Origin of the sequence: Labrenzia sp. THAF82 (genome assembly GCF_009363435.1) — a bacterium.
Taxonomy (GTDB): Bacteria; Pseudomonadota; Alphaproteobacteria; order Rhizobiales; family Stappiaceae; genus Roseibium; species Roseibium porphyridii.
Window position 1 is genome coordinate 5498702 of the sequence record NZ_CP045354.1, and the last position, 21776, is coordinate 5520477.

A 21776-nucleotide genomic window follows, 5' to 3' on the forward strand; every position below is an offset into this window, starting at 1 on the left:
CCAGGAATTTTCAGTTGTTCAGGAAAACGCGGTTTAACCTCACGCCAATGCTATCTCCGACACGTACCAGATCCCCTTGGCCAATCGTTGTGTCGTTGGACACAACCCTGACACAGGCGTCGTTGACTTTGAGGCAGTCCGGCAGATCCGCGATCGAACCCTGTTTCCAGCCTGCAATGTCACTCGCCGACAGGGTTGCGCACCTCAGCCGGAACGACAGCCCTATCGTGAGAGGCGCTCCGACGTTGAAACACCGGGCTTCATCTTCAGCCAGGCCGGTGTCACGGTCGCCGCTGCCTTCGAAAACAAAGGCCATTCCGCTCGACCTAATCAGTAATTGTTTTAAGGGCATTGCATTCTCGCATGCCCAGCTCTCTTCCGCTTGCGCGAAGACGAAAACACTGTCGCTCGCGACGATGGCGAGATGACCGTCGGCTTCCGTAGGCGATATCAGTATACAGTCGCCCGGTGCCAGGTTGGCTACTTCCGACCACAAGAGCTCAGCTGTCCCTACCAAACGTTCGACCTGAACCGGGATCATTCGCCCGAGCTCCGATCCGATCCCGTCGGGTTCGGGAATGCGCTCAGCAAGCTGCCCGCAAACGGTTGCTGGAGCAAGCCCGAGAACAAATACAATCCTGCCCTCGGGTTCCCGCTGCAAAACCACCTCAAACCAGCTGAGATCCCGAAATTGCTCTCCGGTAGAGACTTCCGACACGCATTGCTCTTGGCCGACCTCGAAAGAGGTTCTCAGCTCGGCGCCTACAGTGTCCAGCACGGTCTGGATCATGCCTTGACGCAGCGCAATGGCAAGATCCTCCGGCATGTCGCGAAGGTCGGTTATCGAAAGGCTGGCTCCGGAAAGCTTTCCAAACGGAAAGTCTTCCATTCCGATGTAGGCGCAGACCTGTCCTTCGGAGACAACGGATGTCAGGATACCGTTGAGGAAAGAAATATCGGTGCGGGGCGTGAAGGTAAAATGCGCGCCACCAGCGAGCGCAATCGGCTGCCCCGATCGGGACATAGCGGCGTTCCAAATGACGACATCGTCCTGCCTGATTTCAAACTTCGGCAGAGACCAACTCTCGAACGACATCACGCCCCACCCGATGAAGGCCGCGATCGCACGAGGTGCTCATTCGTCTGAAATTCGTTTTCGGCATATACTTTCTCGCCGTTTTCCTCTGATTGAGATATCGCCTGGACGATTTTGATGCGCCTGTTGGGCAAATGCCCCTGCAGAAGATGCCCGAGCTGGCCGGCTGCATTCACGAGGTTCTGGCCGGCCTCACCAGCGGGAAAGAATAGTTTCACCGTCACTTGGGAGTCGGAAAAGCTAACCTCCAGCCGGTGCAATCCCTGCGAGCCCGCGTCGACAGGAATGTTGAAGTTCACCGGAGCATTGGATACAACAGGACCAGGTCTTTTCGCAGCGTCCATCCGCGACACGATCTTTTCGTAGATCTGCTGAACCTGGCTGTCGAGTTCAGGCGACAAAGGCTTCGTTACCTGCGCCGGGGCCGGAGAACCGGCAGCGGCAGGCCGTGCGTCGAACAGGACAACCGTTACCTCGTCGCCATGTTCACGAGAACCGCGATCACCTGTGCTGTCATCCTTTCCGCCTGCAGTGTTGACGCGCCCCATGATTTTCTGAAACAAAGCGCCGCTCTGATTGGAAGATATACCGCTGCTCCTGCTGGAGGATGCCAAACCCTCCCGAGTTTCACCCGAACCGTCCTTGGCTCCAACCTTGGAACCGCCCTTGGCCAATTGGGCACTTTTGAGGACGTCCGCACGCAGAAACATCCCTCCGTTCATTTCCGGAGACGCGCCAAACCCGAACCCGGGAACCCTCAGAAAGGCTGTTGAAGCAAGTTTCTTGTCCATTATATGTTCCCTGATTGCCGGAAGGCTGCGACGTCTTCAATCCGAGCTTCTTCATCTTTTTCTAGAACGCGCGTGAATTCAGCCTCACATTCACGGATCATGGCGTCATATTTCTCTCTGCTCTGCTGTGCTTTTTGATACATGCGCATTGCAATAGCCGTCTCCTCTGTCACTTCTTCTTGCTTGCGCATCGATTGATCGAGATCTTGCTCAGTCTTTCGGTGGCGCAGGTGAAGGTCCGAAACACGTTCGCCAACGATATCGAGCAAATCGAGGTTAACGACCTTGTTTAAGATGTCCTCGTAAATTCCATCCTCGCGAACCGGAAGCGTTTGTTTGCTCTCCAGGAACGATCGTTCGTTTTCGGCCCTCACCCTGTTGGCTTCCTGGAGCTCGTTCTTTTTCGCACGCATCAATCGGAGGGCTGCGAATTCCCTCGTTTCCTTGACCCGCTGGAGGACTTTCAGTTTCTCGATCAATTCAGTGCACTCCGCAATCTTTCAAGCGTTTCATCAAGATCCTCAATAGGCTCATCCCCCTGCTTCAGGAAGTCGTTGATCTCCCGGATCCGTTCGACGGCCCGGTCCGCAACAGGGTCGCTTCCTGCCTGGTATTCGCCGATTTTCACGAGCAATTCGACGTCAGCGTATGCAGCGAGCAGGTTCCGTGTTTGCGCGGCCAGATCGTCATGCTCTTCGCTGATGACGGCGTTCATCACCCGGCTCTTTGAGTTCAAGACATCGATCGCTGGGAAATGATGGGCTGCGGCCAGCTTGCTCGACAAAACAATATGGCCATCGAGGATCGAGCGTGTTTCATCGGCAACCGGCTCGTTCATGTCATCGCCTTCGACAAGAACGGTGTACATTGCCGTTATTGACCCCTTGTCGTTCATGCCCACTCTTTCCAGCAACTTTGGAAGGGAAGCGAAAACCGACGGCGGAAACCCCCTGCGTGTCGGCAGTTCGCCCGCAGCCAGCCCGATCTCCCGCAAGGCGCGTGCGAACCGGGTGACTGAGTCCATCAAAAAGAGGACTTTCTTGCCCTGATCGCGAAAGTACTCGGCAATAGCCGTCGCGGTATATGAAGCCTTCACGCGCTCCATCGGGCTTTTATCAGACGTGGAGACGACCAGAACGGTTTTCTTCAACCCCGCCGGCCCGAGTTCCCGCTCAATAAACTCACGAACCTCGCGACCACGCTCGCCGACCAGAGCCATGACTGTGACGTCCACATCCGCACGCTTAACAAGCATGGAAAGCAAAGTTGATTTCCCGACACCGGCCGCCGCGAAAATACCGATGCGCTGCCCCTCGCCAATTGTAAGCAAGCCATCGATGGCCCTGACCCCAGTCGTAATCGGTGCGTCGATCACGCGCCGGGTCATCGGATCCGGAGGGTTCTGATAGACCGGGTACCACGTTTTCGGAGTGCATTCGTCGGACTTACCGTCGATAAAGTTCCCGAATCCGTCAATCACTCGTCCCAGAAGCTGGTGCCCGACGGGAACGCTCTGGACCTTACCGGTGGCACGGACTTCGGTCTGCGGGGATACCCCTTGCGTCTCTCCGAAGGGATAAAGCAGAGCTTCGTTATTCGCGAACCCTACGACCTCGGCCTCGAGCCGGTTACCGGTTGAGCGGGTGTATAGTTCGACAATCTCACCGATCCGCACATTGGAAACCACGGCATAAACGACCGTTCCGATAACCTTACTTACCTTACCGTTGACGGAATAGAGATTTTTCCGATCCACCGAGGCGCTCAGCTTCGACACGATGTCATCGAACCTCGCGTCGATCTTACTGCGTCGCTCTTCGAGCGCCCGTCGATATTCGGACTGTGCCCCAAACGTCAAGACTGGGCCTCCTGCAGAGCCTGGACACCGTTCATCTTCCGGTCACCGTAAAGCCCATGCACGCTGTTGTCGATCGCATCGTCAACCACTAGGAGCTCTGCCAGAATGTTGCACTCGATGCGCCCTGTCGCGGTTTCAACGACTACATTGGGTGCGGGGATAGCCTCGTCCTCAACAAGATCGATGGACTTGTCCCCGGCGTATCTTTCTTCAAAGGCCCGCGCGACTGGCTCAATGGCTTCAACCATTTCGGGCGCCAGTCGGATCTGGATCGTAAGTTCATCCCGCATCTGCCGCAGAGCACTTTTGGTGGCCGACACCGCAAGACAGCTATCATCAAACTCAGAGAGAACCTTGCGAACACTGGACTTGACCAGTGACGCCAACCTGTTTTCCAGGTTCTGAAGCTTCAGATCCAAGTAGGCATCTTCTTCAAGCAAACATGTCAACGCTTCCTTTTGAGCGTGTTTCCGCCCCTCAGCATAGCCGCGCTCCTTCTGGTTCTGGAATTCGGTTTCTGCAGCGGCTATGATCTCCGCCGCGCGCGCCTCAGCGGAGGAAACGATCTCACTTGCCGACCCCAGCGCCTCAAGGTCCTTTGCCTTGATCACGCCTTCACCCTGCGCGACGGCCAGGCCGATTTTCTGCGGATTGTATAAAAAATTCATCCTGCCGACCCTCGGTGTTGGAGCAGATTGGAGATTTCATGCCTCTGTTGAGTGGTCATGGTTGATACGGAAAAGTATTTTGTTTCGGTGGATTTAGGGAACCTCAGAACGAACAATGCAGCACTGACGCTGTCCGTGGCTTTCAGGAATGAATACAATGTCGACAATCCGATCCAGACCAAAGGATTGATCCCGTCAGAAGCTGCCTCGTCCCCATTAACCGACGTTCCATGTCCTGAACCAGCGGACAAAGAATCAATCAGATCGTCGATCCGCAGGGTCTTGCCCTTTTCCGCAAGATGCGGATACCTGTTTGGCGCTTCACGCAAAGATGTGACGAAAGCCTGCGTACCAAGAAACGTTTCAAACAAATTTCGCCGGCTCTTTTTTACGCATTTGCGCAAGTGATGATAAAGTTCAATAGACGCGACCTTTTGCGCGACTACGATAAGAATTTCCAGCCTGCACACAGCGAGGTCGAAAGCGGTCTGATGTTTTCCGGATTTCAGTAGGCTATCCAGCCAATCTTTCGTCACCATCAGCGCGTCTGTTCCCGTACGATGCCCAACGACACGGTTGAGCGCTCTTGAAAAACCCGGATGCCTGGAAAGAAGATACACGGAACCGGATTCCAAACCGATTTCCTCCAGGTGGTCGCGATGCACAAATCCAACCGGGTTTCTCAAAAAGGTCGCAAGTTGGACATTGCGCGCAAATGCATTTTCATGGTGCAAGTTGGGACTTTCGGTCAATTCAAAACACCTCGTTCCGGTGTACGCATGGCCTGTACGTGTCTCGAAACGGTTTCTTAAGCAGTCGATTAAAAATCCTGAGCAAGACGTTGGCGTGGCAAAAGGTAGAAAACGAGCAGAGTGATGAGCCAGCTCGAGCCTTGCGGCTACGGACACCCCAACCGACCTTGTCGGCAACACACAAAGCCCCCTACCCCACCGGACTGATTTCTCCCGCCTCACGGGCCTTCAACGTTCTGCGAACCCTGAAAAACGCCAGCAGAGCAGAAATATTGGACGCGACCAGGGCAACCAGAACTGTCACGAACACCGCGACCACCCCCCAGAACTTGTCGACATCGCTGGCTCGCACTCCAAGGCCGGGCACCAGCTCGGCAACCGGGATATTGACCCGACCGCCGGATATGACTTGAGGAGGTTCAGCCTCAACAAGCACGACGGTTACGCTGTCATATTCAACACCCTGAATTGAATTACTCACCAGTCGCCTGATCTGAGGCGTGATGAAATCTAGGTCGACATTCTTACTGTGCTTGATAAAGACAGCGGCTGACGAGGGTACGACATCTTCACCGAGCTCCGGCTTTTCCGGAAGGACGATATGCACACGCGCGGTCAGAACACCGTCGATTTCGTTCAAGGTACCGGATACTTCCTCGCCAAGAGCATGAATGTAACGTACACGCTCCTCAAACGGAGAAGACATGATACCGCTCTTCTGGAAGACACTGCCAATGCTGTCGCGTGCGGTCTTTGGATAACCGTTTTCCGACAGAATGCCGATCGCAGGCGCCAAGTCCGTTTCATCCACGAGCAGCGATACCCCATCATCTCCGTTGTAGCGCTTTTCAACACTGATGCCATTGGCCATAAGAACCGATAGCATCCCATTGGCTTCCTGCTCGGAAAGGCCAGTGTAAAGGTCTTGGCGGCAACCAGCCATCAGAATGCACCCGAACAATAGCAGCAAACGAATTGCGTTTTCTTTCTTTTTGAAAAAAGTCATATCTATGGACCGGCCTTATTATTGACCCTTCATGAGAGTATCGAAGGTCTGCGTGGATTTTCCGACCAGCTTTGAGGTGACATCCATAAGCAAGGAATACTTGACTATTTCCATCTGGGCATCGATAAGCTTTTCGGTGCCACTAACAGACGAGGACGAAGCGTCCACAACCCTGTCGGCTTGGCCGTCGAAGGCACTCCGCAACCGGCTCAAGCCGTCCAGAATGACATCCCCCTTGTTGTCATCGACTTCGCCCGCCGCGGAAACTTGCCCGACTTCCAAGACGGCGGCCCGAGCAGCCGCAGCTTCAACTGAGAGATCGCCGTAAGTCTCGCCGCCAGCAAGAGTCTCGCCTTCACCAATCCTGCTGTCCACCACAGGCCCTTGACGCGACGGGGCAGTATCGGTATCAGGCACCTCTGAGACCCTTGACGGCCTGTCGAGCGCATCCACGTTAGCCTCCGGAGAGGAATCAGATTGAGCGACTTTCATGGCCCCCTCAAAACGGCTGACCGAAGCAGCGGCAGCACCGGACGCATCCGCGATCGACCCGTTCTGAGCAGCCTGCATCTGCATGGAAAAGCTTGCAACATCATCGTTGGAAATCATCTGACAGTCCCCTAAGGAGCATGAAAGCGAAACACCGCTATCAAAACAATAAATCTGAGCAACACAGGCCGAATGACCGGCACCGCCCTTCCGAACAAAGCAACGCCTGGATAAACAGGCGCAAAGGCCGCTACAAACCGCCCCCCAATTCCACCGGATAATCTCGATAACTCTCGAAAGAGGACCCGACAACACCCCCCGAACGAGCATCCTCACTCAACAGCTCTTCCGACAGTTGCGCGAAGGCGCTGGACGGCGCATTGTCAACAACCGACCGCAGACAACCCCGCCCCTGACGGACGTCTCCGGACCTCAACAACGCCAACCCTCTGAACGTCCTGGCGGCAGGCGTGTCAGGCGCACCACCAAAGAGCTGAACTGCCGCGTTCGGATCCTCCGCCATCAGAGCCGCCAAAGCGCCCCCGATGTAGCCGGCATCCTGCTTTGGACGCAGTAACCTGACCGCTTCAAAGACCTCGGCAGCCGCGCCGGGCTCACCTTTCGAGATAGAGACAAAACCAACTTCAACAAGCAATCGAAGCTCATCGGTCGAAAAAACCTTTTTAATTTCAGCAAGCTGGGTCATATTCAATTTTAAGATGCCTCTGCGAGAAATTACTCACAATGTGGAGCGCTCTCGAAAGGTAATGCGCAAATCAACGCCGCGCTGTGCTAAACGACACACCCAAACGCGCCAGAGTTAGGCTTTGCTAATGCCTTTGAAAACAACTCTTGGCCCAATTTTAACATGTCTCGATTTTTAGTGGTTTTGTCAAAGCGCAGCGACGTTGTGTTAGCGTTCTTGCTTTTGTGTGTCGTGTTCATGATGATCCTTCCGCTTCCGACTTTGATTGTCGACAGCTTGATCGGCGTGAACCTGGCAATATCGGCGATCCTTCTGATGGTTGCTGTTTACTTGTCCGACGTGACGCACTTTTCCGCCTTTCCATCAATTCTGTTATTGACAACGTTGTTCAGGCTGGCGCTGTCGATCACCACCACGCGGCTCATCCTCCTGCAGGCCGACGCCGGCCAGATCGTCAAAACCTTTGGCGAATTCGTGGTCTCCGGCAATCTGATCGTCGGCATCGTAATCTTTCTTATCGTCACGATCGTGAATTTCCTCGTCATCACCAAGGGCTCGGAACGCGTCGCGGAGGTCTCCGCTCGCTTCTCTCTCGACGCCTTGCCGGGCAAACAGATGTCGATCGATTCAGATATCCGCTCAGGCCTCATCGAGATGGATGAAGCCAAGCGCCGAAGGGTCAAGCTCGAGAAAGAGAGCCAGCTCTACGGCGCGATGGACGGCGCCATGAAGTTTGTCAAGGGCGACGCAATCGCTGGCCTTATCATTATCGCCGTCAACATCATTGGCGGCATTTTGATCGGCACCAACCAGCGCGGCATGAGCACCTCCGAGGCTCTAGACATTTACGCGCTGCTGACAATCGGCGATGGCCTAGTCGCACAGATCCCTGCTCTCTTTATCTCGATCACCGCGGGCTTCATCGTCACGCGCGTGTCGTCGGAAGAGAACGAGGACCTCGGTAGCGACATCACGTTCCAGCTCGTGAAGGAACCAAAGGCCCTTTTGATCGCCTGCGGTATCTTGCTCGGCTTTGCGGCTATTCCCGGTTTTCCGCCGGAAGTATTCCTTGTCCTGTCGCTGCTATGTGGAGCAAGCGGTGTCATCATCATGCGCAACCGCAAAAACGCGAGAAGTTCGCGCGCTTCCAACGACCTTCCCAATTTCGCTCCCGCTGTTTCAGGCCACGGCAACGTGCCTTCATTCCCTGGGATCGACGACACCCAGGATGAAGCCGACAGATCCAAGGCCATCACGTTCCAGCTAACGATCCCTCTTATGGTCGATATTTCCTCAGCCGTACGCGGTGCAATTCGCCCGGAGATTCTCGATCAGGAAGTCGCACGCGTTCGCAAGGCTCTTTATTTCGACCTTGGCGTTCCGTTTCCAGGAATCAACCTCAGGCTGAACGACAACCTGAGAGAGGGCGAATACCGGATCATGGTCAACGAAATTCCGGTTGCGGCAGGCCGCGCACGACCGGGCTTTTTCATCGCCCGGGAAACCGAGGCAAACCTCGACATGTTCGGTATTCCCTACGAGGTCGGTGAAGCGTTTCTGCCCCGGACCAAAAGCCTTTGGGTCGCCATGAAACACGAGCCGACTGCAAAAGCCGCCGGGATCCAGGTGCTCACACTAACATCAATGCTGACGTTTCATCTGGGGCACGTGTTGAAAAATCACGCTTCGGGGTTTGTCGGGATCCAGGAAACGATGTACGTGCTGAACCAGATGGAGACCGATTTTGCGGAACTGGTCAAGGAAGTCTCGCGCGTTCTCCCGATCACCACAATCGCTGACGTTCTGCAAAGGCTTGTCAGCGAGGAGATCTGCATCCGCGACACGCGCACCATCTTGCAGTGTCTGGTTGAATGGGGCGCCAAGGAAAAGGATCCGATCATGCTTACTGAGCATGTGAGGACCGCCCTCAGCCGTTACATCACCTACAAGTTCTCGGGCGGCCAGAACATCGTGCCCGCATATCTTCTTTCCAAAAGCGTCGAAGACGAGATCAGGGCCGCGGTCCGCCAAACTTCAGGCGCGTCCTATCTCGCCCTAGCGCCCGAGATGCACCGGCAGCTGATGGCCTCGATCAAGCAGACCGTGAGCGACAGCAGCCTGTCGGCAACGCCTCCCGCCGTCATCGCCCCGATGGATCTGCGCAGGTTCGTTCGTAAAATCGTTGAACGTGACTTCCCCGACCTTCCGGTACTCTCGTTTCAGGAACTGGCGGCGGACGTCAACATCCAGCCCCTGGACCGCATCAGCGTCGACGATCAATCGGCTCTGCTTCAGATAGACGAATAGGATCTGCGGACGATCTGGTGTCGCCTCGGCGCACGCCTGACCTCGTTAATTCCAACCTCAAAAGGGAACCTAGTTTTTGAGGTTGGTATGAAACTTCACACCGGGAACAGCGCGTAGGGCGATTACACGACCACGAGCAAGCCGATGCCCCCTGTAGCCGGGACGTAGTTCAACGGAAGCCTCTCGGCTGTGCTGCATATCGATCCGCGCGAAGCCGAAAACGCCCCGATCTCGAACACCTGCTCGGACCGTGATCGCTCCGACACCATCTCTACGCAAGGTAATACCAAAGCCAATTGATCGGGAGAGTTAGCGGCACAATCAGGTCAGCGGCTCATCCCCCGACCTTCAGCCTTCGCATGGGCGGCTGGTGGCCGACACCGGATCTGCGACGATGGTACTCTCCCGACAGATCCATTTTTTCTGAGCGCAATGTATCAAATGAAACACCGAAAACGCCTTGAGCAGCGTACGCTCATATCGAGGATAGGAATAGGAGCGCAACGATGCCCCCTTCGACAGTTAATAGTTTCGGGCCAAATAGAGCCCAATCGACGAGACTGGATACTGTCTTGTCGCACAAAAACCAAGTCGACAATATCATCAGGTCAACACGGCGGTCTAAATTCGGACCTGTCAGCTTCAAGCCGGGCATGCCAAGTATCCTGAAAAACACATGGCTGTATAAAAAATTTTTAAATTGCATGCCCGTAAAATACAGTGTCAGGTTTGAGAGGGATCTTGAAGCCCTCAGGAATTCGTCCGCTGTCGATGCCGTAAGGAAGCATATCAAACATCACGTTTTCTGCAACGAAGGGCTCATTGATCAAGCGCTTAGAGCTGTTGCCGATGGGTCTCCGGATGGGCAATTGGACCTGAAAGACACAGGGTTGGTGCCTAAAGTCCTATCAAAAATCGGAGAGATCGAATTTAAAAAGCTCCAGGAGAATAGCAAGCTTAATGGCCCTGTACTCGAGAATTTGGATGTAGAAAACCTCGACGTACATTCTGAAGCTTTTAAAAAGTTTCCGAAGGATGCTCAACGACGAGTTAAATGGCTCCGAAGCGAAACTTTAAAACAGCTCCTGAAAGATGAGGGGATGAACATCGCCAGGGCGGCCAGGAGAAAGCTTCCCAGATATACTAAATGGTTTGGTAAGCAACCAAACTTTGATGCGCATTCCAGAAACGTTGCTAACACTGTCTTCAAGGAAGTTCTAATTGATGTATATACTTCGACTAAAAACGTACAGAATCAAAACTTGGTGGACAGGTCTCCAGCGGTCGCTAGCCAGAATAACACATCTGTCTTGAACAACACTCACGTGGCGTCTTCGATTGAGCGAGAAGATCTTGATGTTTGAGCTACTCCCCGGAAATCGGACACTGACGTAAGCTACAATTTGTTGTCTGCTGGTCTTCGAGAATTAGGAGATCAGAGATGTCGAAACGCAAGCGGCACGCGCCGGAATTCAAGGCGAAGGTCGCCCTGGAAGCCCTGAAGGGCGAGGAGACGGTCTCGGAGCTGGCGAGCCGGTTCGGGGTTCATCCGACCATGATCCATCAATGGAAGCGTGCCCTGCTGGAAGGAGCTTCGGACGTGTTTGCACGTGGCGGCAAACGAAAGCCCGAGATTGACGAGGACCAGGTGAAGGAGCTCCATGCCAAAATCGGGGAGCTGGCGGTTGCCAACGATTTTTTGTCCAGAAAGCTCAAACCTTGGGGCATGAAGTGAGGCGCGGCATGATCGAGCCGAGGCATCCAGACTTATCGGTCGGCAAGCAGTGTTCTCTGCTGTCGATCTCGCGCTCGTCTTTCTATTATACGCCGAAGGGCGAGAGCGAGATGAACCTCGCGCTGATGCGCCAGATCGATGAACAGTTCCTGGAGGCGCCGTTCTTCGGTGTCCGGCAGATGACCTGGCACCTAAAGAACGAAGGTCATCCGGTGAACGAGAAGCGGGTCCGGCGACTGATGCGGCTCATGGGCCTGATGCCGATCTACCAGAAGCCCAATACAAGCAGGCCAGCCAAGGGACACAAGATCTGGCCATATCTGCTCAAGGGATTGCGGGTGGAACGGCCGAACCAGGTCTGGGCGTCCGACATCACGTATTTACCGATGCGCCGCGGGTTCCTCTACCTGGTCGCGATCATGGACTGGTTCACCCGCAAGGTGCTGGCCTGGCGCATCTCCAATACCCTGGAAGCCGACTTCTGCGTCGAGGCGTTGAATGAAGCGATCCACAAATTCGGCGCGCCGGAAGTCATGAATACGGATCAGGGATCACAGTTCACCTCGTTTGCATGGACGGACCGGCTACGGCGGATGGGCGTGCGCATCTCGATGGACGGCAAAGGACGGTTCCTCGACAATATCTTCGTCGAGCGGCTGTGGCGTACGCTCAAATACGAGTGCGTCTACCTGCACGCCTGGGAAACTGGATCGCAGGCCAGGGCCGGTGTTCGAAAGTGGGTGGATTTCTATAACCAGAAGCGCCCACATTCAGCACTTGGCGGCAAGCCGCCTGCCGTGGTCTATTGGCAGCGCATTGAACAACACCAACCCGATCAGCAGGTGCAGAGAGTAGCTTAATTTACGCCAAAACCTGTCCAATGAATGGGGAGTAGCTCAGTTTGAGCACTCAAATTTTCTAAAAATGTTCATTTAGTTAGCTAACCTACAAGAGCCCCTTTCTCAATCCAATTAAAATACCGATGGCCGGCCCGGTTGCACTCGCAAGGGCGGCCATCGCCGTTTTGGCTAGGTGTTTCTGGAGATCCTTTAATGAGGCTCTCCCGCTCGTGTTTACCGGGGTTGACTATTGCAAAACGCTCGCGATGGCCTTCATGCCGCTCCTATGCCCCTTCCCGGAGTTGCCACGTGTTGCCGCTCGGCGATGGGCCAGAAGAGCAAGGGCCGCAAGCACCATGTCATCACGCTTATACCAAGGCTGATTGATTATGACTCATCTGACCGACTCTTCAGGCTTTTCGACAAGAAGCGCGTCGCAGATCGATGCGGGGTATCGGACAAGACGCGCGACGCAGTCCGAAAAGCCTGAAAAGTCGGCCTTCGGTAGGCTAAAGGCTCCCGCCAGACTTTGTTGCGCCGCTTGCCCGGGCTGAAAAACCGCCCAGTGTCGCGCGACACAGGTACCGGACTTGCAGGTGCAATACATGTTGTCTGGAAGAAAGCAAAGCCGTACAGGCCGTCTGCATCCCGAAACCGGCTCTAGGCGCAAATCTTTGCACATGCTTTTCGAAGGACCCAGTCGCATGAACTACATGGCACCATCTTACATTGATGTCGGACGCGATGGCGAGGCAATCAGCGATGCCAGGCTGAGCTTTAAATACACCTGGCCGGAGGAAGACCCACGGCTTCAGCCTCAAAACACGAGGCAGACGACGGCGGAAGATGCGCAAGTTCTTCAGGATTGCGTCGGTATCCGACGGCTCGATTGGGACCGCTTTGAAGAAACGGCCGCCGGCAAGCCGGTTCATGAGCGCATTTTCGACCTCATCAATCACCGGACGATCCAGTTCAACTCCCGAAGCCGCTATCGCGAAAGTCCGGTCTGGATGGGCCGGATCATGGAAGCCTGTGAAACCGGGTCGCCAATCAGCATTCTGCTTCCGGTGTTCTGCGTCATCCGCAATCCGGTCAAGCGGCTGCAGCTCACTGTGCCGACAACCGCTGAAGAAGTCACACTGCGCCATCTGGCAAATATCGCCGAAATGATACGTCAGATTCATCCGGCGGGCGCCGTCTTCCACCTGATTACGGACAGCACCTTCTACGGTTTGCCGTTCGGCGTGACTTCCGTGGAAGCAATCCGCTATGTCGACCTCCTGCAAAAGCTCGTAGACGATATCGGCTGCAGCGACACCGTCAAACTGCACGACATGTCCCAGATCCTGTCGGGTCGTTTCGAGGACTTCCAGAAAAGCTTCGAATATTGGTCCGCCCAGTTCAATGCCAATCCGCTGGCCGACGGACTTAGCCAGGATTCCTATGAAGTCTGGCTCGCCAGCATGGCGGCAAGCCTCAACACCGCAAAGCGCCAACTCGACTACAAGACCCTTCGGGACCAGTTCGGAGGCGCGCACGATGGCAGGGCAACGGAGGATCTCTATCATCGGGCCCGGACCGGCCTTGCTGAATACCGAGCCTTGAAGGCTGCTGCCGCTGACCTGCAATGGGAAGACGCCTTCTTTCCGAATTCGCTAAGGGCCACGATCCACACGAAAAAAATTTCCTCGCTCGGTCTGCGACTCTACCCCGAGTACAAGTTCAGGGCAAACCTGCTCCCCTATCACGGTATCGGTGTGATTCGTTACTGCGAAAAGACCGATCTTCACTACATGACGGTGGAACCTGAAATGTTCGTTTGCGGCCGCCAGGACTACACCCGGATCGTCGGCCGGGACGGCTACACCATGCACTATCTAGAAGATTGGGCGAACTGACCTTCAAACCGGTTGCCGACTCCGTCTCCTGGCGCTGGCAACCGGAACTCGACCCCGACGGTCGCAGGAGGATCGATTGAGCGAAGCCACACGCCATACCCACGCCGTCGTATTCGATCTCGACGGAACCCTGGTAGACTCGGCCGCTGCAATTACCGACGCAGTCAATCACATAATCGAAAGCCACGGCGCCCGTTGCTACAGCGTGAGTGACGTGTCGGCTTTTATCGGCGATGGCCCCGAACGGGTTCTCGAGCGTGCCCTGGACGGGCGAGACCTGCCGAGGATGCCCGACGACACTGTCCGGTTCTCGAAGCTGTATCAAGAATGTTCCGTTTCCGGTTCACGTTTCTTTCCCGGTATCGAAGACGCTCTGAACGAGTTGCGCCACAAAGGCTATCGGCTGGCCATCTGCACCAACAAACCGGTCGTTGCCACGCAGCGTCTGCTGAGCCGTCTGCAGATCGAACAGCTGTTCGATGCCGTGTGCTGCGGCGACGAATGCCGAAACCGCAAGCCGCATCCGGATCATCTGCTCGAAACGATGCGCCGCATCGCTCCCCTGCCGAAGGCAGTCGTGATGATCGGAGATTACCGGAACGACTTACTCGCCGCGAATGCTTGCGCGCTGCCCGGCATCTTCGCGGAATGGGGCGTGACGGAACCGACCACTGCCCCGGACAGGAACCTGGTCGACAGGCTGCACGGATGCAGGGTCGACGCCAGGGCAAGCCGACCGGAAGACCTGCCTGCGACTCTGGAAAAACTTTTCCAAACCAACGTGGCAACGGCCACCTGACAGTCTGATAGGCAACCGAGGCCTGGACGCGCGGCATTCCGACACACTGGCCGGACGAAAACCGACAGCGACATGGATTCAACGCCCTGCGCTCGCGCTTGCGCAGCTAACCAAAAGAAAACGAGAGGACAGACGTACCCTTGAGACCCTCATCAGACAGCAAGTCAAACCTCATGGGCTGCGTTTGGATGATCGCATCCATGGGTGCATTTGCCATAGAAGACACCTTGATCAAGCTGGTTTCCAGCGCTTTGCCGGTCGGGCAGATACTTATCTTTTTCGGCTTGGGCGGCGCTCTGGTTTTCGCCGGCATGGCACTGGCCCGCAAGGAACGCCTGTTCAGCAAAGACGTGGTGTCGCGGCCCATGCGTATTCGGGCGGTTTTCGAAATCACCGGCCGCCTGTTCTACATACTTTCGATTTCTCTCATGCCCTTGTCGGTTGCGACGGTGATCCTGCAGGCAACGCCATTGGTGGTCGTAGCAGGAGCGGCGCGTTTTTTCGGCGAAAAAGCGGGATGGTGCAGATGGGCCGCTATTCTTGTCGGGCTGGCAGGCGTCATCATGATCGTTCAGCCCGGCTCGGAAGGATTTTCCATGCTTTCGATGCTTGCAATCATCGGCATGATCGGTTTCGCCGGGCGCGATCTGGCGAGCCGTGCCGCACCTTCGTCACTCAGCGCATCTATCCTCGGACTTTACGGTTTTCTGTCCGTCGCGACCTCGGGTGTGCTGGTGGCCGCCTGGCAATCTTTGCCCTTTATCCGCCTGGATGCCGGCACTGTCTTCGTCCTGACCTGTGCCGTAGGCGCCGGCGTCACCGCATATTGGTGCCTCATGAAAGCAATGTGCACGGGCGAGCTTTCGGCCGTTACCCCCTTCAGATACTCGAGGATGCTCTTCGGCGTTCTTCTAGGCGTGGTCATCTTCGGTGAACAATTGAGCCAATCCATGCTGTTTGGCTCTGCGCTCATCGTCGCATCCGGTCTGTTCATCGTTTGGCGGGGAAACAATACGTCTGGGGCCGGGGCGAGCAAGCGAAAAACGCCTGCGCCCTCTCTTTCCGCTCCGCGACGGGCTATCAGCCGCGTGCACCTCCCGCTAACCCCACCTCAATCCTTCGGAACGCTCAGGGATCGTATCGAATGAGACTGTGAAGTGACACCTTGTCATGTGCACCACCAAAGAATTGCCCTCACTGTGGAGCCCACCTCTTGATAGAGAGTCGCATTTAAACGGAAACATCAGCATCGTTTTTGCATTCGAACCCCAAGTTCCGATACGTGAAAATCTATTCCGGCTAAATGCGATTTGCTTTAATCCCTCTAAATTTCCACCAAAACAGCGCTAGGAAGGCACAGGCAAGTAGGCGGTCGGTTAGCGATTTTCGGCGCGTCCTGTTCGGGCCACGTAAAAAAGCGCGAAGTTGACGGCTTTGGTCTTGGCGACATCCCGTTTAGGCGCGATCTTGATCGCTTCAGGCCGGTAACTTTTGGGATCTGCGAAAAGAGTGTCGACGAGACTGCGCAGGTCAGCCGCTCGTTTTCCCTAGCGTTCGAGCAGCAGGATTTCGGCCTCCTATTGCCGTGTGGTAATCATCCCATTTTTTGTTGGGTTTTAAAAACTTGACTTCAGGCTGCTGTTTTCAGTTTCATTGCGGGTGTAATGCCGCCGATGGCCTTGTGAAGCTCCGTCTCCAGCGCTTTTCTAAAGTCTTCGTCGGCACGGATGCTGTCGACAAACGGATCGATATCAATCGACAAACTGGTTTTCCTGAACATTTCCAGTACCTTGATCGGATCCCTTCCTGTCAGCGGGACCGCAGCGATCCTGAAACAATCCGTAAGGACGCCGTCGAAGCTGCGGACCTACTTGCAACGCATCAGACGGGTCGACCGGTTCGACTGGGACAAGTGCCAAATCGGTGGTCGCTATGCCGGTCTTTAGACCGTTGCTTCTTTGATCCGCCGCACGCTCAGCGACGTTCCCCCTCGTGAGACTGGAATTCAGCAAGCCGGCCGTTGTCGTCAAAGAGAATTCTTTGAACGTCTTCCGTTTTTGCTCGGTAAAGTACCTCGACCGATAGGTAGACACTGAACCGGCGGACTTCGTTCCGATCCCCACTCCTGCAGAAACGGCACTTACCTTAAACTCACCGACGCCAATTCCAAATTGTCCGTGGAGTTCGCCATCAAGTCGGGTAAGATCCGTGTCTAGCACTACGTTCTCAAATCCCTTGACGTCATAAAGCCAAGTTTCCTAAGAAACCACGCCTTCGGGGAACATTTCGATCAGAAATTTCTGAACATCCTCCACTGAGGGGAATTTGATGCAGACACCGTTGTTGCCGACATCCGCGCTGCTGGTTGAACCGCCGAGTTCGCAGACCTGGGCGTTTGCGGATATCCCGGCAGTCATCACGGACCCTTCACCCTCGAGGATCCGAACCTCGTATTGCTTCGCACCACGCTTGATTTCGATGGTTTGACCATAGGAGACGGACCTCGAGAAGGAAACGCCAAGCGCGCCAAGCGCGGACTACAACAAGGACGCGACGAAACCGATGAAGCCCGGTGTCGTCCCGTTTGTGACGAATGTTACACTCATTTTCTGCTGGATGGGAACGCTGCGGACACTCGACAGGAGTTCATCGAGCCACCGGTCCCTTTCAGTCAGGTTCAGTTCGCGCGCAACATTGCCACCCAAAAGGTCGCCAAGGTCGGACATCAACTCTTTCAGGAACGCCGCATCATAAGTGGCAGACCGATCACCGGCCGCGGCCGCTGCGTTCTCCTGTGCGATCCGTTCGGGAGCGCGAACCAGAAAGACGTCGATCAACGGCGCCAGATCTTCCTGAGCAAGGCCCAGTGAGTTGGCAATTCCGGCGTCCGCAATCTTTCGCCTGATATCTTCCGCATGTTCCAGCGCATCGAATGCGTTCACCCCCAGATAGTTCGTGTCAAGGGGCTTTGGCTTCGCACCCAGGATGGCGGCATGAATGCTCAGCTTCACGAGCAGATAATCGCGACGGCCCAAACGATCCCCTATTCGCGCGAGAAGTTCGTGTGCGCCCGGCGCAGCGTTGCAGGCTCTACCGGAATTCTCCCCGTGGCGCGCCTGCAACCTACCAAGAGCCTCATCGAGTCCTCAAGGTCATCTTTCAGCTCATTCAGGTTCTCGGACGATCGCAGGTATTGCCCGACGTCCGCAAGCGCCGCGCCAAGGGCTCGCTGAACGGCCTCTTCGGGTAACTGAAGGTTGTGGCTCGCGGAGTATTCCCCGCCTGCAGCCCATCGGAAAAAACATCCTCAAATCTGGCCACATTCTGCTTGTCGGGGCAGCCTGTTGCAGCAGGTCACAAAACCTTCGGGCCTCGAACTCAAGCGTTTTCGCGTAAAGTGAACCTGCCGGTATCCGGCACACACTGGAATGACCAAGGCTAAAGAGTTGCAGCGTGTCCGCCGTCAACATGTCCTGCTCCAGCAGGGTGAAAAGGATGTCCTGCAATTCAGGGCGCAGCTCAACAAGTTGCGGACGTTCGGCGAGCAGTTCTACAAAAAAGAACCGGAAACTCGATCGACAGCAAAGCCTGTAGGTCCGCACTCACGACGCGTCCCTCGTCGCCTGAAGCCTTTACCTGCTCGAAGACCTCTTTTCTGGCCTCCTGCGCAATGCGGCGATCCTGATGGCCTCAGTCTCGGCAAGGCGACCCGATCCCGATACGGCCGCAATAGCCGTTGAAAATTCCGTCAGCGCATGCCTTTCGCCGCCAACCGGCGCCGCGTCATTCTGCCCAGGCTCTCTGCCGTTGGTCTGGCACACGCCCACCTGCTTGATCGCTTTGAATGGTAGACTGCTCGGCGCTCCGGAACGGATCCTTTCGTGTTCGGCACCACTTCCACTTCTTTCGCGCGCGGAGCGCAAGGCTTCCAATCATGTCCTGAAGACGGGGTCGTGTGACGATAGAATTCTACCAGAGCGCCCGTCGTTGTCCCTGGGCGAGTCAGTGGTGACCTCGGCAACCATACCCACCAGCGCGACGGTTCGTCCATTGTAACGAGGGAAGCGCTTGAAAGTGCCTTCTGGAACAATGACGCCTAAACGTCTGAAATTACCTAGGTCAGCCGCATAGAATCGTGGCCTGTTTCCCTGTCGTTCAAGGTTCACGGCGCTTTCACGCGCTACAGAAAAACGACAGCTGATCACCTACGCTCTCAACATGACACTTTCATAACGGGATAAATCTAAATCATTGAATTTAAAGTAAAAAGAGAGGTCGGACTATGACAGAATCTCAAAAAAAGCCCTGCTGCATGCATTGCGCTCCTTAACTCCGCCGCCGCATCGGTCCGAATTCAGCCCTGCGCACTTGGTCTGTCTGCTAATCGGAAGACTTAAGCTCTTTCTCGAGCCAGTTGCGGACGTCGGTTGCGAAATTATAAACATCGCCCCTGTGCATACCGCTCTGCTTGAGCTTCATGAACTCTTCTTCGATCGCTTCGATCTTCAGCGACAACGACTGGTTCTTCGCCTGGCCTTTCAGCTTGCCGATATCCTCCAGCGCCCTCTGCACCAGATCCAATCCATCATCTGCCTTATAGTCCCTGATATCCCTTTCCACGTTTGTCAGCGATATACAACTGCCCAGCGGACGACTGCCGCCCACCCTCAAGACCTCAAACTTTACGCCCCGCGCCTGGCGTGAAGAACCGTCAATCGGCCCAGTTACCCGCTTGACGGTTTTACCGCATAATGGCTGCTGAGTATTCTCGGCATGATCTTGAGGAGCAGGCAACGGCAAGGCTCGCGAAAAACCGCTATCTGACTTTGAATTCACCACAATAGTTCCTCACCCGCTGGGCAGCCAGCATCGAGACAATCGACTGACATACCATTGTAATCAGTCTAACACCAAACCTGGCAACTGCAATAGAAGGTACGCTGAGCGATTTGACCTTCACACTTCCTTCAGAAAGGTTATCAATCGGACTATATTTTCGTCCATGATCACTCCCTATGCCATTCTGCGGAGTTCTTTTTGTTACACCAGCCTGCACTTTTTACTGAATCCAAGCCCTGCGTTGCCCAGGCGCAAGAGTTCTTTAGCGATAAAACTCCATCCCAGGCGTTTCAGGACCCGGGACCCAGGAGAGGCATGTCTACTATGCTCCTCGCGACGGAACAGACCAGAAGAACAGCCATTGCGACATTGAACAATCTGAGCCGCAGAGTGCCGTTCAGAAAACGTGAGATAACTTGGCCAAGCATCGTCCACAGCACAGCAACAGGCAGCCCCACTGCCAAGAACACAATAGCAATAACAATTACCGAAACCCAAAAATCTTCCCGTTGAGGAACAAAGACAGCAAGCACCGAAACGTATTGGCTCCAGACCTTTGGATTGACCCACTGGAAGGCTGCAGCTTGGAGGAAAGTCAGCGGCCGGGCGCGGTCTGTATCCTTTGGATGGGGTGACGTGGCGATCTTGAACGCAAGCCAAAAGACATACGCAAGGCAGAGATAGCGCAAGATGACTCGCATCGAGTTGTACTCGAACAGAACATTGGCGCCTGAAGCAAGCACAAGCAGCAATATGGGCGAGCCGAGACTCACTCCCAGCATATGAGGGACGGTTCGCCGGAAACCGAAATTCGTACCAGAACTTGAGAGCATCAAATTGTTCGGGCCCGGCGACGCGACAAGGGTCAGCGCGAATACTCCTACGGGAACGATCAAGGCTGTCGTAAGGTCTTGCATGGATGTCCAGACATTCGGTATTTCGAATGGACAGCAATCGCGCCGACCACCCGCTCTTTTTGCTCGGCACCGTGCAAGGATTTTGGTTTCATAGCCGCCGTCACGATGCAACCGCCGTTGAAAAATCAGTTGCCCGATGTTAGGTATCCGCCCCTAGACAGTGTCGTAGCGCGACGATGGAAGCTATCATCTTGTTGCGCGCCTGTTTCCAGACGATGCTTTGCGGACCATCTAGAACATCATCGGTCACCTCGACCCGTCTCTGCGCCGGCAGATCGTGCATGAAGACGCCGCCAGCACTCAGGGTTCGACCGAGAAATGCGCGATCGACGCGAAAGCCGTTGAACTTCTCCTGCCAGTTGGACAGATTTGGAGCGACCCCCATGGAGGCCCAACGTGTAGTGTAGACCGCATCGAAGCGATCGCAAATGTCATCGGTCGAGTACAACTGCTCAATACGTGATCCGTTATCGTGAGCCAGCGCGACAAGCAACTGTTGTTGTTCGCTGCCAAGGCTGAATGCACCCGGTGTAACCAGTGTCATTTGAAGTCCGGGTGTCATGGCGGCCGCCAGAGCGAGCGAATACATAGTGTTGTTGGCAGCACCCAGATACAAGATCCGGATATCCTCAAGCCGACCGAATTGGTCGCGCAGCGTAATCAAATCCGCAATGGCCTGTGTCGGATGCTCATCACGGCACAAAGCATTGATCACCGGCATATCAGTTTTTTCCGCTATGGTGATCAGCTCCCTCGGATCGCCATTGGTCCTTATGACGAGCAGATCGAGGTAAAGCCCGAGGGCAGCACCTGTGTCCGAGAGCGTCTCGCCCGAATCCACTTGCAGGCTTGTTTGTGAATAGGCGATCGTCTGACCGCCAAGGAGTTGTACCGCTCGATGAAACGCGGTCTGTGTCCGCGTTGACCTCTGCGGAAAATAAAGCCCAACCAGCTTCTCGCTCAAACACTTGTCGTACGTTTCAGGTGGGCAGGAGGCGAATTCAACGCCCTTTGACACGAGCGCCGCAAGGCTTTCAGCCTCAAGGTCGAGAATTGAAATCAGATTCCTCATGATC

General features: G+C 55.2%; 21 protein-coding genes. 6 read left to right on the top strand and 15 right to left on the bottom strand.

Annotated features, from left to right (window positions below):
* Window positions 1-10: 10 nt before the first annotated feature.
* The 9 genes from FIV00_RS25200 to FIV00_RS25240 form a co-directional block, all read right to left on the bottom strand.
* Window positions 11-1096, bottom strand: a complete 1086-nt coding sequence (locus tag FIV00_RS25200) for a hypothetical protein (RefSeq protein WP_152503314.1) — start codon at window positions 1094-1096, stop codon at window positions 11-13.
* The gene (locus FIV00_RS25205; RefSeq protein ID WP_152503315.1) at window positions 1096-1887 is read right to left on the bottom strand and encodes a hypothetical protein; all 792 of its coding nucleotides are present in this window, start codon (window positions 1885-1887) and stop codon (window positions 1096-1098) included. The genes FIV00_RS25200 and FIV00_RS25205 overlap by 1 nt, the downstream gene beginning before the upstream one ends.
* Window positions 1887-2366: a YscO family type III secretion system apparatus protein gene (locus tag FIV00_RS25210; protein WP_173006143.1), complete on the bottom strand. Its 480-nt coding sequence runs from the start codon at window positions 2364-2366 to the stop codon at window positions 1887-1889. The genes FIV00_RS25205 and FIV00_RS25210 overlap by 1 nt, the downstream gene beginning before the upstream one ends.
* A complete protein-coding gene (gene sctN, locus FIV00_RS25215; protein ID WP_152503317.1) occupies window positions 2363-3745 on the bottom strand; it encodes a type III secretion system ATPase SctN in 1383 nt (460 codons plus the stop codon). The genes FIV00_RS25210 and sctN overlap by 4 nt, the downstream gene beginning before the upstream one ends.
* Complete coding sequence (gene sctL / locus FIV00_RS25220; RefSeq protein ID WP_152503318.1) at window positions 3742-4413, bottom strand: type III secretion system stator protein SctL; 672 nt, start codon at window positions 4411-4413, stop codon at window positions 3742-3744. Before sctL ends, sctN begins: the two co-directional genes overlap by 4 nt.
* The gene (locus tag FIV00_RS25225) at window positions 4410-5165 is read right to left on the bottom strand and encodes a hypothetical protein (RefSeq protein WP_152503319.1); all 756 of its coding nucleotides are present in this window, start codon (window positions 5163-5165) and stop codon (window positions 4410-4412) included. The genes sctL and FIV00_RS25225 overlap by 4 nt, the downstream gene beginning before the upstream one ends.
* A 190-nt stretch (window positions 5166-5355) precedes the next feature.
* Window positions 5356-6108 (bottom strand): type III secretion system inner membrane ring lipoprotein SctJ, encoded by a 753-nt coding sequence (gene sctJ / locus FIV00_RS25230; protein WP_173006144.1) that lies wholly within the window; start codon window positions 6106-6108, stop codon window positions 5356-5358.
* Window positions 6109-6189: 81 nt separating this feature from the next.
* A complete protein-coding gene (sctI, locus tag FIV00_RS25235) occupies window positions 6190-6780 on the bottom strand; it encodes a type III secretion system inner rod subunit SctI (RefSeq protein WP_173006145.1) in 591 nt (196 codons plus the stop codon).
* Between the two features lie 130 nt (window positions 6781-6910).
* Window positions 6911-7366 (bottom strand): hypothetical protein, encoded by a 456-nt coding sequence (locus FIV00_RS25240; RefSeq protein ID WP_152503322.1) that lies wholly within the window; start codon window positions 7364-7366, stop codon window positions 6911-6913.
* Window positions 7367-7603: 237 nt separating this feature from the next.
* Between FIV00_RS25240 and sctV the strand changes: the two genes are divergently transcribed.
* The 6 genes from sctV (at window position 7604) to FIV00_RS25270 (ending at window position 16092) form a co-directional block, all read left to right on the top strand.
* Window positions 7604-9673 carry a type III secretion system export apparatus subunit SctV gene (sctV, locus tag FIV00_RS25245; RefSeq protein WP_305773825.1) on the top strand — a complete coding sequence of 690 codons (2070 nt, stop codon included), beginning with the start codon at window positions 7604-7606 and terminating at the stop codon, window positions 9671-9673.
* A 572-nt stretch (window positions 9674-10245) separates the two neighbouring features.
* A complete protein-coding gene (locus FIV00_RS25250; protein ID WP_152503323.1) occupies window positions 10246-11037 on the top strand; it encodes a hypothetical protein in 792 nt (263 codons plus the stop codon).
* Window positions 11038-11114: 77 nt separating this feature from the next.
* Window positions 11115-12268 (top strand): IS3 family transposase gene (locus tag FIV00_RS25255; RefSeq protein ID WP_371419551.1). Its coding sequence is split into 2 segments (ribosomal slippage): window positions 11115-11361 and window positions 11361-12268, totalling 1155 coding nucleotides; the frame shifts between segments, so codons are not numbered across the junction.
* A gap of 683 nt (window positions 12269-12951) precedes the next feature.
* The gene (locus tag FIV00_RS25260) at window positions 12952-14145 is read left to right on the top strand and encodes an L-tyrosine/L-tryptophan isonitrile synthase family protein (RefSeq protein WP_173006147.1); all 1194 of its coding nucleotides are present in this window, start codon (window positions 12952-12954) and stop codon (window positions 14143-14145) included.
* 76 nt (window positions 14146-14221) lie between these two features.
* Complete coding sequence (locus tag FIV00_RS25265; protein WP_173006148.1) at window positions 14222-14944, top strand: HAD family hydrolase; 723 nt, start codon at window positions 14222-14224, stop codon at window positions 14942-14944.
* A gap of 140 nt (window positions 14945-15084) precedes the next feature.
* Window positions 15085-16092, top strand: a complete 1008-nt coding sequence (locus FIV00_RS25270; protein ID WP_247649284.1) for a DMT family transporter — start codon at window positions 15085-15087, stop codon at window positions 16090-16092.
* A 482-nt stretch (window positions 16093-16574) separates the two neighbouring features.
* On the opposite strand, the gene FIV00_RS30155 is transcribed toward FIV00_RS25270, so the two are convergent.
* From FIV00_RS30155 to FIV00_RS25290, 6 genes are all read right to left on the bottom strand, one after another.
* Window positions 16575-16724: a hypothetical protein gene (locus FIV00_RS30155; protein ID WP_209006706.1), complete on the bottom strand. Its 150-nt coding sequence runs from the start codon at window positions 16722-16724 to the stop codon at window positions 16575-16577.
* Window positions 16725-17202: 478 nt separating this feature from the next.
* A complete protein-coding gene (locus FIV00_RS29940; RefSeq protein WP_173006150.1) occupies window positions 17203-17361 on the bottom strand; it encodes a hypothetical protein in 159 nt (52 codons plus the stop codon).
* Between the two features lie 120 nt (window positions 17362-17481).
* Entirely contained in the window at window positions 17482-17979 is a 498-nt protein-coding gene (locus FIV00_RS25275; protein ID WP_152503327.1) for a hypothetical protein, read from the bottom strand.
* Between the two features lie 1345 nt (window positions 17980-19324).
* Window positions 19325-19780 (bottom strand): hypothetical protein, encoded by a 456-nt coding sequence (locus tag FIV00_RS25280; protein ID WP_152503328.1) that lies wholly within the window; start codon window positions 19778-19780, stop codon window positions 19325-19327.
* 293 nt (window positions 19781-20073) lie between these two features.
* Window positions 20074-20700, bottom strand: coding sequence for a LysE family translocator (locus FIV00_RS25285; protein WP_152503329.1), 627 nt, complete (start codon window positions 20698-20700; stop codon window positions 20074-20076).
* A 139-nt stretch (window positions 20701-20839) separates the two neighbouring features.
* On the bottom strand, window positions 20840-21772 hold the full coding sequence (locus FIV00_RS25290; RefSeq protein WP_152503330.1) for an ornithine carbamoyltransferase: 933 nt from the start codon (window positions 21770-21772) through the stop codon (window positions 20840-20842).
* Between the last annotated feature and the right edge of the window lie 4 nt (window positions 21773-21776).